The 11,651-nt window shown below is 50.2% G+C and carries 11 protein-coding genes; 8 read left to right on the top strand and 3 right to left on the bottom strand.

The genetic code is table 11. The features are described 5' to 3' along the window. Positions 1-4: 4 nt before the first annotated feature. Positions 5-571 carry a PilZ domain-containing protein gene (locus tag AC6IB1_RS10315; RefSeq protein ID WP_115659855.1) on the bottom strand — a complete coding sequence of 189 codons (567 nt, stop codon included), beginning with the start codon at positions 569-571 and terminating at the stop codon, positions 5-7. A 298-nt stretch (positions 572-869) separates the two neighbouring features. Between AC6IB1_RS10315 and lolC the strand changes: the two genes are divergently transcribed. From lolC to lolE, 3 genes are read left to right on the top strand one after another with little or no spacing between them, the layout of a single operon-like run. Then, complete coding sequence (gene lolC, locus AC6IB1_RS10310; RefSeq protein ID WP_497568960.1) at positions 870-2,066, top strand: lipoprotein-releasing ABC transporter permease subunit LolC; 1,197 nt, start codon at positions 870-872, stop codon at positions 2,064-2,066. Beyond that, positions 2,059-2,760: a lipoprotein-releasing ABC transporter ATP-binding protein LolD gene (gene lolD / locus AC6IB1_RS10305; RefSeq protein ID WP_497568959.1), complete on the top strand. Its 702-nt coding sequence runs from the start codon at positions 2,059-2,061 to the stop codon at positions 2,758-2,760. The genes lolC and lolD overlap by 8 nt, the downstream gene beginning before the upstream one ends. After that, positions 2,757-4,001, top strand: a complete 1,245-nt coding sequence (gene lolE / locus AC6IB1_RS10300) for a lipoprotein-releasing ABC transporter permease subunit LolE (protein ID WP_497568958.1) — start codon at positions 2,757-2,759, stop codon at positions 3,999-4,001. Before lolD ends, lolE begins: the two co-directional genes overlap by 4 nt. Before the next feature lie 128 nt (positions 4,002-4,129). Here the strand turns inward: lolE and AC6IB1_RS10295 are convergent, their stop codons facing one another. After that, entirely contained in the window at positions 4,130-4,669 is a 540-nt protein-coding gene (locus AC6IB1_RS10295; protein ID WP_497568957.1) for a DUF2062 domain-containing protein, read from the bottom strand. A 32-nt stretch (positions 4,670-4,701) separates the two neighbouring features. On the opposite strand from AC6IB1_RS10295, the gene AC6IB1_RS10290 reads away from it, so the two are divergent. The 5 genes from AC6IB1_RS10290 to kdsB are packed head-to-tail and all read left to right on the top strand — an operon-like array spanning position 4,702 to position 10,692. Next, on the top strand, positions 4,702-6,951 hold the full coding sequence (locus AC6IB1_RS10290) for a DNA internalization-related competence protein ComEC/Rec2 (protein ID WP_497568956.1): 2,250 nt from the start codon (positions 4,702-4,704) through the stop codon (positions 6,949-6,951). Between the two features lie 34 nt (positions 6,952-6,985). Then, a complete protein-coding gene (msbA, locus tag AC6IB1_RS10285; RefSeq protein WP_497568955.1) occupies positions 6,986-8,743 on the top strand; it encodes a lipid A ABC transporter ATP-binding protein/permease MsbA in 1,758 nt (585 codons plus the stop codon). Between the two features lie 5 nt (positions 8,744-8,748). Then, entirely contained in the window at positions 8,749-9,780 is a 1,032-nt protein-coding gene (gene lpxK, locus AC6IB1_RS10280; RefSeq protein ID WP_497568954.1) for a tetraacyldisaccharide 4'-kinase, read from the top strand. Further along, on the top strand, positions 9,761-9,943 hold the full coding sequence (locus AC6IB1_RS10275) for a Trm112 family protein (protein WP_005505130.1): 183 nt from the start codon (positions 9,761-9,763) through the stop codon (positions 9,941-9,943). Before lpxK ends, AC6IB1_RS10275 begins: the two co-directional genes overlap by 20 nt. Beyond that, positions 9,940-10,692 (top strand): 3-deoxy-manno-octulosonate cytidylyltransferase, encoded by a 753-nt coding sequence (gene kdsB / locus AC6IB1_RS10270; protein ID WP_497568953.1) that lies wholly within the window; start codon positions 9,940-9,942, stop codon positions 10,690-10,692. The genes AC6IB1_RS10275 and kdsB overlap by 4 nt, the downstream gene beginning before the upstream one ends. Positions 10,693-10,825: 133 nt before the next feature. Here kdsB and elyC read toward each other — a convergent pair whose 3' ends face one another. Then, a complete protein-coding gene (elyC, locus tag AC6IB1_RS10265; protein ID WP_005505133.1) occupies positions 10,826-11,641 on the bottom strand; it encodes an envelope biogenesis factor ElyC in 816 nt (271 codons plus the stop codon). Between the last annotated feature and the right edge of the window lie 10 nt (positions 11,642-11,651).

Below are 11,651 nucleotides of genomic sequence, written 5' to 3'. Positions count from 1 at the left end.
GGGCTTAGCTGTTTCTTTCCAATGCGCGTTGTCGGAGCAACTTCTGTTGCTGGTGCAGAGCGGCACGTATCAATACGTCTCTGTCTTCTTCTTGCAGGCGAATGTATTTCACGCCAACAGCAAACTTACCGTTCTTTTCTTTGCAGCCATAGACGCTACCGTAACAGTAAATCGCTGAAGGAGGGTTCTCAAGAAAGAGTTTCAGGCGAACATGCTGCCCCTTCTTGAACGCTTTTCGGGCGATGAATGTCAGGCTGCTGGCACCAAATGTTTCGGTTTGATACCGCAAGTTGGGATCATCCTGTTGTGACAGCATAAAACCGAGCAGCAAGTTGATTTTCTGGTTTTGTGCATGCAGGAATTTGGTCAGCGCGTGCCCTTCATCATGATGGAGGGCTTGGATCTCTTTTTCAACGCTGCTGTCGAGGTCGCCACATTCACTGGCGATGCGAAATGCGAGAGGAATTTCCCGGCCAAATTCCGCTTCTGAAGGGATATGTTCATCGTCAGGCAGCACATCGACGTTGATCTTCAGGTGCGCATGTACGGAAAAGTATTCATCCTGGCTCATTGATATTCCCGGGGCATCAAACCCTAAAATCCTGCTTAGTTATTGATTATACCTGTAGTGACGGCATTTACCCAATCAGACGGGTAAAGAAGTGTTTATTTTTACTGCACTTAGATGCGTCAGGTAGTTGTGGGTATTCAATTTATGGAACGTTTCGTCGCCAAAAGCATCTGATTACCGGGTTCAGCGTGTGGTTTCGTAGCAATTGGCTGACCTTAAAGGTATTCTTCATGCCACAGATTAGTTTCCATTTAGGCTGTGCATAGCGACAGGCTAACAAGGTATTGAGATCTCATTTATGTTTCACCCTTTACCGGTGTTTATTGGTATTCGCTATCTTCGTGGACGCTCAGGGGACAAATTTGGTCGTTTTGTCTCTTACATGTCGACCGCAGGTATTACCATTGGCGTGATGGCGCTTGTCACGGTCCTTTCTGTAATGAATGGGTTTGAGGGACAACTGAAGCACCGTATCCTTGGCGTGATCCCTCAAGCGATTGTCGTGGGAGATGCGCAACATGCGCCGGATGTCAACACGCTAGCCAGCCTCGAAGGCGTGACGGATACCGCGCCAATTGTCAGTACTGATGCTGTGGTACAAAGCGCCAAATCCATTTCTGCGGGACGTCTACTGGGTGTCGATGCTGGTAGCCATGAGCCGATCCGTGAATTTATGGCCCGTGGCGATTTTAATTCGCTGAAACCAGGGAGTTACAACCTGGTTCTGGGGAGAAAAACAGCCAGGGAACTGGATGTTTCAGTGGGTGACAAAGTGCGCGTTATGATCACCAGCGCCAGCCAGTTTACCCCGGTAGGACGCATTCCTTCGCAGCGTAACTTTACGGTAACCGGAATTTATGACACGGCAACGGATGTCGATGCACAACTGATGTTTGCCAATCTCAATGATGTTGCCCGCCTTATGCGCCTGCCGCGCACACAACCCGCAGACTTGCGCCTGTTTGTCGCGGAACCTTTTGATGTGCCTGAATTGCAAAAAATCGCAGAAAGCATGGGCTATGAATGGTCAGACTGGCGCGCACTGCGGGGGGAGCTTTTTCAGGCAGTCAAAATGGAAAAGAACATGATGGGCCTGATGCTGAGCCTGATTATTCTGGTGGCAGCCTTTAACATCATTTCTGCACTCATTATGGTGGTGATGGAAAAACAATCTGAAGTGGCGATTTTGAAAACCCAAGGGATGCCCCATAAAAGTATTGTTGCGCTTTTTGTGGTGCAGGGTGCCAGCAGCGGTGTGATTGGTGCGTTGCTGGGGGGCGTAGCTGGGTCGTTTCTTGCCCTGAATATCAATGAAATCATGGCCGCATTGAACCTCAGCATGTTGGGCGGTGGAATGTTGCTCCCGGTGGTGCTCAATCCTAGTCAAGTCATGTCTGTCATTGCCGGTGCTATTGCACTGAGTCTTCTTGCAACCCTTTTCCCGTCGTTGAAGGCGGCATCCGTTCGTCCAGCCGAGGCGCTTCGTTATGAGTAATGCATTATTAACCTGTTCCAACGTCACTAAAACCTATCAGGAAGGGGCGTTGGAAACCCATGTTTTGAAAGGTGTATCATTTTCAATTGAAAAAGGCGAATTGGTCGCCATCGTCGGTGCGTCTGGGTCGGGCAAAAGTACCTTGCTACACATATTGGGCGCGCTAGATACCCTGACGTCAGGGAATGTCTATTTCGATGGTAAAGACCTGATGACCATGCGCGCTTCTGAACAGGCTACCCTGCGCAATAAAAGCATTGGCTTTATTTATCAGTTCCACCACCTGCTAGCAGATTTCACTGCGCTGGAAAATGTTGCCATGCCCCTGATGATTGGCGGCGAAAAACCAGCGGAAGCCAAACGTCGTGCGATGGAAATGCTTGAAGCCGTGGGAATGGGACACCGGGCTGAACACCGTCCTTCTGAGTTGTCTGGTGGCGAACGCCAGCGAGTCGCCATTGCCCGCGCCGTGGTGAACCGACCTGCATTGGTTCTGGCCGATGAACCTACTGGCAACCTGGACCATAAAACTGCGCTCGACATTTATGATTTGATGCGTGAACTTAATAAGGCGTTCAATACCGCGTTTCTGGTGGTCACCCATGATCGCGAACTGGCACAAAAGCTGGATCGCCAGTTGTCGATGCTGGATGGCCAGTTTGTGGAAACACGGGCAGAGGTTGTGGCGTCATGATCGATTCCCTGGCACTGTTTATCGGGCGCAGATTCAGCAAGGCAAAACGGCGCAACAAGCTGGTATCGTTTATTTCTGTTTCCTCAATGATCGGGATCTCTGTAGGAGTCATGGTGATTATCGTTGGCCTGTCAGCGATGAATGGTTTTGAACGCGAACTCAATAACCGGGTTTTAGCGGTGATCCCTCATGCGGAATTAGAAGGGGTAGATGCGCCGGTGAAAGCCTGGCAAGAGATGAAAGCCACAGCGGAAGCAAACCCCAAGGTGTCGGCTGGGGCACCGTATGTCACCTTTACAGCACTGCTGGAAAAAGGTGCAAACCTCAAGCCTGTTCAAATTCGCGGTGTTGATCCCGTGCAGGAAAGCTATGTCAGTAACATTGGCGACTATGTATTGGACAATGCCTGGTCAACGCTCAGACCAGGTAGCAAAGCTGTTGTGCTTGGAAAAGGCATCGCTGACAATCTGGATGTGGTCGTGGGTGACTGGGTGACGGCGTTGGTGCCATCTCCTGATCCTGAGTTGAAGCTTCGGGCTCCACAGCGCATCCGGCTTCAGGTTTCCGGGATTTTAAGTTTGGGTGGCCAAGTCGATCATGGGTTAGCCTTGGTACCGATTCAGGATGCCCAACAATATCTGGATATGGGGGAAGCGGTGTCCGGTGTGGCACTGCGGGTAATTGAGCCTCTGGAAGCAAGGGCAATCGTTCGTGAAGTCGGGCAAACGCTGAAAGAATATGTGTACCTAAAAAACTGGACACAAGAATATGGTTTCCTCTATCGCGATATCCAGATGGTGCGTGCCATCATGTATCTGGTGATGGTGCTGGTGATTGGTGTGGCCTGTTTTAATATCGTTTCTACCTTGATGATGGCGGTAAAAGATCGTGCCGCCGATGTAGCAGTACTCCGGACTATGGGGGCGAAGGACGGGCTTATCCGCGCTATCTTTGTCTGGCACGGATTCCTTTCCGGGTTGATGGGGAGCCTGATCGGTTCGTTGGCGGGGTGTCTGATTGCATTGAACCTGACTACAATCATTGGGGGAATTGAGACACTGACGGGGAAAAACTTCTTGTCGGGCGATATTTATTTCGTTGATTTTCTGCCCACACAATTACGGATGGCGGATGTGCTTCTGGTGTCTGTCACCGCGATTGTATTAAGCCTTCTGGCTACCTGGTATCCGGCACAGCGTGCCTGCAAGCTGCAACCGGCATCAGTATTGAGCGCAAGGTAACAGTGACAATCTCCACGATTACATTTTCAGTTGGAAAGGGCGTTTAACGGCTCGCAACCTGAACCTGAAAGAAAAAATACCCTGCCAAAGCAGGGTATTTTTTTAGCCATCTGTTTATTTCGTACTTCTTATTTCTTTTTGAGCGCTTTGATTTTTGGCAGGCGCAGGCGACGTTTTTGCCAGCTTCTTACGACAGAATAGCGCCAGATACCCTGTACGCCAAAATAGCCAATTACCGCAGATACCACACCACAGACAAAACAGCCCAGAAGGAAAGGGGGACCAATCTGATTCATCTGGTTAAACAAAAATTCCCACGTCAGTTCGAATTGGAAGTGCTGGCTGGGCGCACCCATCAAAAGAGTGCCTACTTTATACGCCCCCCAAAAAATCAACGGCATGGTTATGGGGTTGCTGATCCAGACCAGTGCCACAGAGAGAGGGAGGTTGACGCCCAGCAGAATAGCGAGACCAGCGGCCATGATCATCTGGCTGGGAAGGGGAACAAAGGCCATAAACAGGCCAACAGCAAAGGCACCAGACGCCGAACGACGGTTCAGACACCAGAGGTTTGGGTCATAAAGCAGGTTGCCGAAGACGGCAAGTGCCTTTTGTTTCCGGATCACATCGTGTCTGGGGAGAAATTTTTTAATTATTTTTCTTGGCATAGATCTTCAATTCACACGAAACGGCTGCCTACATGAAGGTGATGTTCGGCATCGTAGTGGCTATTGTCTCGCTTAGAGGGTGGCTAGTGCTCCCAGAACCCTTTGTTGTGTTGGGATTTCTTGTTGTCACCCTTGCCCAACGCAAACGCATTCCCCGATTTTTTATCGGTCTTACCATGGGGTGTTTGGTTGCTTTCAGTGCTGCGACACTGCACATGTATAAAATTAGTCACGCGTTAACAGTGACTCAGAATACTACCATAGCAGGCAAAGTTGGCAGTCTTTTTACCGGGGAAAATCAGCAAACAAGTGTAATCTTTGATGTCGACACGGTGAATGGGCAAAAACTGACCCTATTTGAACGGTTCAGGATCCGGCTGTACTGGCGCAGTGAATCACCGGTGAAGCAAGGGCAGCGATGGGAAATTACTGCCCGGGTCAGGGAACCTTATGGCAGGGTAAACGAAGCGGGTTTTGATGCAGAGACCTATTTCCTGTCCAAACATATTCATGCTAAAGGTTCTGTGCTCTCGGCCCGGTTACGTGATGAAACGGTTTCTGTCAGGCAATCTTTGTTCGATCGTGTGCTCCCCAGTATCAAACCGTTAGAGAGTGCCCGCTTTCTTGTTGCCCTTGCGTTCGGGGAAAGGGCAATGCTGACAAGCGAGGACTGGGCGAGATTGCAAAACAGTGGATTGGCCCACCTTCTTGCTATTTCAGGTCTTCATATCGGCCTTGCTTTTCTGTTTAGTTACACTGTCACAAAATGGGTGAGGCCATTAATCACCCAATCGGATCACAGTTTGTGGATCCCTGCTTTCGTGGGGCTGGTGACGGCGGTGTGTTATGCCTGGCTCGCCGGCTTCAGTCTCACCTCGCTGCGGGCACTGGTTGCTTTGTCCGTTTACACAGCAATCAGGTTATCCGGTTACAGTGTGAGTCCTTTCAATACATTGTTATTGGTGTTAACCGTTGTTCTGGTGATCGATCCGCTTTCCGTTTTCTCCATCAGTTTCTGGCTGTCATTTGGTGCCGTATTCGTGCTTTGTATGATGACCTTTTCCGGACAAATGAATAACGCTGAAGGTATCCGGGGTTACATCTGGCAACTGTTCAGAATGCAATGCTATTTGCTGGTTGGGATGCTGCCGGTGATGTGGGCAGGGTTTGGTGGTGTCAGTTTCTTATCCCTGTTTTCTAATCTGATAGCGGTGCCTATCGTCAGCTTACTGACGGTGCCTTTGATTCTGATAGCGCTGGTAATGGAATGGTTTCCCGTTGCTCCGCTGTTCTGGCAAATGGCGGATATGTCACTGTGGCCGATCGCTCAAATACTGGACAAGGCCAATATGGGCTGGCTGGATATCCAGAATATCTCTTTGGTTTTTGTACTGGTTGTCGTTGTTTTTCTCTACGGGGTAATCAAGGTCAAGCTAATCCGGATCCCGGTACTTGGTGTGATTGTAATGATCACCTTACTGTCATGGCGTCAACATCAGCAGGCGGCTGACAGTTGGCAACTGGATGTGTTTGATGTCGGGCACGGCCTCGCTGTTCTGATTGAAAAGAATCACCACGCGATACTTTATGACACGGGCGCAGCATGGCAATCCGGCACTATCGCCCAGTCCGTGCTTGCACCAGTGCTGTCCCGTCGCAGGACATCGCTGGATGGTTTGGTGCTAAGCCACAGTGACAATGACCATGCCGGTGGCGCGCAATGGGTGATTGAAAACCTTAAACCTGATTGGATAAGGGCCGCTGATGGTTCTTTTCGTGCATTGCCCTGTGTGAAAGGCGAGCAATGGGAATGGCAAGGGCTCAGGTTTGATGTTCTGTATCCCTTAACCCGCAGCAGCGATGCCGGAAATGAGAGTTCCTGCGTGATTCGGGTATCTGATGGCTTACATACGGTGTTGCTGACCGGTGACTTGCCAAAAGCACAGGAAAATGGCTTGGTAGACCAAAACGCAGAGGTACAGGCGGATGTGCTTATCGTTCCCCATCATGGCAGCAAGACATCGTCATCGCCGTCATTTCTTGATGCCGTAAACCCCAGCGTGGCCATTGCGTCCACCGGGCGTTATACACCCTGGAACTTGCCTAATCCCGGTGTTGTCGACAGGTATCATGAACGTAATATTTCTTGGTATGAAACCGGACAACATGGTCAGGTAGGTGTACATTTCTCAAACAAGGGATGGTGGGTAAGTAGCCAACGTCTTGATCTCGAGCCTTTTTGGTACAGGAAGATGTTTGGACCACCCCAAATAAAAGAGTAGAATGCCGCTACTTGCAAGAAGATAAGCCAATAAAATGTCATCAAACTACCAAGATAAAACCACCTGGGAAACCTTCAAACAGCTTTGGCCATACATTTCAAATTACAAAATAGGTCTGGTGGTTGCCGTCATCGCACTGGTTGTGAATGCGGCGAGTGACACATTGATGGTGTCTATGCTTAAGCCACTTCTCGACGAAGGCTTTACCTATGATGCCGTCGACAGTGATTTTCTTACATGGATGCCGCTGTATCTCATTGGCTTGATGCTGGTGCGTGGTATCTCAAGCTTTGTTTCTGCATATGGCCTGTCCTGGGTATCTGGAAACGTCGTGATGACGATGCGTCGCCGTATGTTTAACCATTTTATGAATATGCCGGTCAGTTTCTTTGATAAAGAATCATCCGGTGCGCTACTTTCCCGCATTACCTATGATTCAGAACAGGTGGCCAATGCTACCAGTGGTGCCTTGGTCAGTCTGGTACGTGAGGGGGCGTCGATCATTGGCCTGATGATCCTGATGTTCTATAACAGCTGGCAGCTTTCGGCGATCTTGTTGATCATTGCTCCCATTGTGGCTATTGCCATCCGTGTTGTCTCCAAACGGTTCCGTCAAATCTCATCCAACATGCAGGAAGCGATGGGGTCGGTGACTTCTTCGGCAGAACAGATGCTGAAAGGCCATAAGGTGGTACTGAGTTTTGGTGGACAGGACGTTGAGAAAACACGTTTTGAAGCAGTCTCAAACCGCATGCGCCAGCAAACCATGAAGCTGGTATCGGCACAGGCGATTGCCAACCCGGTCATTCAGTTGATAGCGTCTTTTGCGCTGGTGGCTGTTCTGGTGCTGGCAAACACCGATGCTATCCGCAGCGAACTGAGTGCGGGTACGTTTGCGGTTGTTTTCGCCGCCATGTTTGGAATGATGCGTCCCCTCAAAGCGCTGACGAACGTAACATCCCAGTTCCAGCGCGGTATGGCAGCGTGTAACAGCCTGTTCGAACTGATGGAAATGGACACCGAGAAAGACAACGGAAAACACGTTGCTGAGCGCGTGAAAGGCGACATTAAAGTGAATGATGTTGTGTTCACGTATCCAACCAAAGATGCGCCAGCGCTGAACCACGTGACCTTTGATTTGCCGGCAGGGAAAACACTGGCACTGGTGGGCCGTTCCGGTTCCGGTAAGAGTACCATTGCCAATCTGCTGACCCGCTTTTACGACATCGATAGCGGTGAGATCCTAATTGATGGCGTAAAAATTGAAGATTACACCTTGAGTAATCTGCGTGAGCAGGTGGCGGTTGTTTCCCAGAACGTTCACCTGTTTAATGACACCATCGCCAACAACATCGCGTATGCCGCAGAAGACAAATATACCCGTGAAGAGATCGAACGGGCGGCAGATTTGGCTTACGCTTCTGACTTTATCCGCAGTATGGATAACGGTTTTGATACGGTCATTGGCGAAAATGGCGTAAGTCTGTCTGGTGGCCAACGCCAGCGTATTGCCATTGCCCGTGCACTGCTGCGTGATGCGCCGGTATTGATTCTTGACGAAGCGACATCGGCACTAGATACCGAGTCTGAGCGTGCTATTCAGGCGGCGTTGGATGAACTCCAAAAAGATCGCACCGTGCTGGTGATTGCACACCGACTTTCAACCATCGAAAACGCCGATCAAATTCTGGTGGTTGACGAGGGTGAAATTGTTGAGCGTGGCACCCATGCTGAACTGCTCGCGAAAGAAGGGGCTTACGCCCAGTTGCACCGCATCCAGTTTGGAGAATAAAGCTTTTGGCAGGGTTGGTCGAAAAAATCTGGTTTGAAAACCACCCGCTAGGCTGGGTAGGTGCGCCACTTCTGTGGCCTCTCAGCAAGCTGTTTGGCGCGATTGCAAAAAAGCGCCGCGCGGCGTATCTGGCTGGAACCAATGGCGCGTACAAGGCCCCTGTGCCTGTGATTGTGGTGGGTAACATCACCGTCGGTGGGAACGGTAAGACACCGGTGGTGGTTTGGCTGGTTGAACAGTTGAAAGCCAAGGGTTTTAATACCGGTGTGGTGTCCCGCGGCTACGGTGGCAAGGCAGGCAGTTATCCATTTATTGTCGATGAAAACACAGGCACTGACCAGGCGGGGGATGAGCCTGTCCTGATTTACCAGCGTACCCGGGTTCCTGTTGCTATTTCGCCAGTCCGCAGCGATGCCGTGAAAGCATTATTGCCATTGGGTGTCGACATCATCATTACCGACGATGGTCTCCAGCATTACAAACTGGCCCGCGACATTGAACTTGTGATTGTTGATGGCGAGCGTCGTTTCGGGAATGGGCATTACATGCCTTTTGGCCCACTCCGCGAGCAGACAGACAGGTTAAGCAGTGTTGATTTTGTGGTTTGCAACGGCGGCGAGGCGCACCCCGGTGAAGTGGCGATGACGCTGAAGCCTGCAGAATTTATCAACCTCAAAACCGGCGAACGGGTTTCAGCGCAATCACTCAAGGCCCCCGTTGCTTTCGCAGGCATCGGCAACCCCCAACGCTTTTTTAATACGCTCCATACGCTGGGTATCACTCCGGTGCATTGCGAGCCTTTTGCCGATCATAAAGCGTTTGAATATGCGCAATTGGACGCGCTGGCAAAGAAAGGCCAGAATCTGCTGATGACTGAGAAAGATGCCGTGAAATGCCGAACCTTTCTCAACCAGCACCCAGACATTGAAAATTGGTGGTATCTGCCGGTAGATGCTGATTTCAGCGATACAGATACGGCCAACATTTTGAACAAAATCATGAAAGTGAAGGATGGATATGGATCACCGACTGCTTGAAATTGTGGCTTGCCCTGCGTGCAAGGGAAAGCTCAACTACAACAAAGAAAAAAACGAGTTGGTCTGCAAGTTTGACCGCCTGGCTTATCCAATCCGTGAAGGCATTCCTGTCATGCTGACCACAGAAGCGCGCGAAATGTCTTCTGACGAGGTTAAACAATGAAATTCACCGTGGTGATCCCGGCGCGCTATGCGTCGAGCCGTTTACCGGCAAAACCCCTGGTCGATATCGGAGGCAAGCCGATGATCCAGTGGGTGTATGAGCAGGCCATTAAATCCGGTGCTGAGCGGGTCATTATTGCAACTGACGACCAGCGTATTGTGGACGCTGCCAATGCCTTTGGTGGTGAAGTGTGTATGACACGGGAAGATCACCAGTCAGGTACCGAGCGCTTGGCGGAAGTGGTTGAGAAATACGGTCTTGAGGCCGACGAGATCATCGTTAACGTGCAGGGTGACGAGCCGCTTATTCCGCCCAGTGTGATCCGTCAGGTGGCAGAGAATCTGGCGCGCAACGATGCGCCTATGTCGACACTGGCGGTGAATATTGATCACCAGGATGAAGTGTTCAACCCTAATGCCGTTAAAGTAGTCACGGATAAGGACGGCTATGCACTGTATTTTAGTCGTGCAACCATCCCCTGGGATCGTGACAACTTTGCCAAAGTACCGGCAGAAATTCACCAGAACCTGAAACGTCACATTGGTATCTACGGCTACCGGGCAGGCTTTATCAAGACGTACATCAATTGGGCACCCAGTCCGATTGAACATATTGAGAGCCTCGAACAGCTCCGCGTGCTTTGGTACGGCGAGAAAATCCATGTTGATATTGCGATTGAAGCGCCACCACCCGGGGTAGATACGCCGGAGGATTTGGACGTAGTAAGAAAGCGGGTTGTTTCCCAGTAAGCCTCAGCGACCACGGATAAGAAAAACGCCTTGAGATGCATCAAGGCGTTTTTTTGTGCTTTTTAGTATCAGTTCAATGGGTAGGAGCGCATCTACGCATTGAAGGGGGCGTTTCTATTTTGTCCATGACAGCTTATTCACCCGATGAGGGAGATGTCACAGGATCGCCTTGCATTACCGCTTCTTGCTGTGAGACTTTGTCACGAAGGCGTTGCCAGATCTGTCCCAGGTTTTCTTGCCAGTAGCGTTCAAACTGCTCAAGGTACTGCGCCCGGGGCCCATATTTAATCCAAGGCTGGCGGATCTCTTTTTGCGCCATAAAGTTGGTGGGGGCCGGGATGGGATTCAAACCTGCGTTTTGAAATTCATATACGGCACGTGGCATATGATTGGCGGAGGTCACCAGTACTAAATTGCTGTCACCGACTACAGACGCTGCCTGAAATGCTTCTTCCCACGTATCTTTAGCGGTTTCCAGCAGCAGAATGTTGTTCTTGTTAACCCCCATTGCCAGCGCGACACGCGCTAACATACGGGCGTGACTGACTTCATAACCACCATCGTAGCCTGACAGGATCAATTTTGAGGTCGGGTACATAAAGTGAATGCGGATACCTTCCATCAATCTCATCAAAGCCACACGTGACAATTCTGATGTAGGGGGAAGCTCATCATCAACAACATGCCCGTGGCCCAGTACCATCACATAGTCAACCGGCTCTTTCGTTGGCAGGAAAGGTTGATATTGTCTTTCGAGCTTGATCAGCAGTGACGATGTGAATGGTTGGAAAGACGTGAGGAAGATTAACAGCAACGAAACAAAAACCAAAAAAGAGCCGAAACCTTTTCGCTGCGTAAACCAGATCAGAAAGAGGCCGAAGAATCCAATAAGCAGTAGCGCAGGCAAGGGCATCAGTAAAGTTGATATAAGTTTTTTTAGTTCAAACATGAAATGTCGC

Source organism: Grimontia sp. THUN1695, from assembly GCF_059704325.2.
The sequence above is the reverse complement of the archived record's forward strand: the minus strand, read 5'-3'. Positions and strand labels throughout refer to the sequence as shown.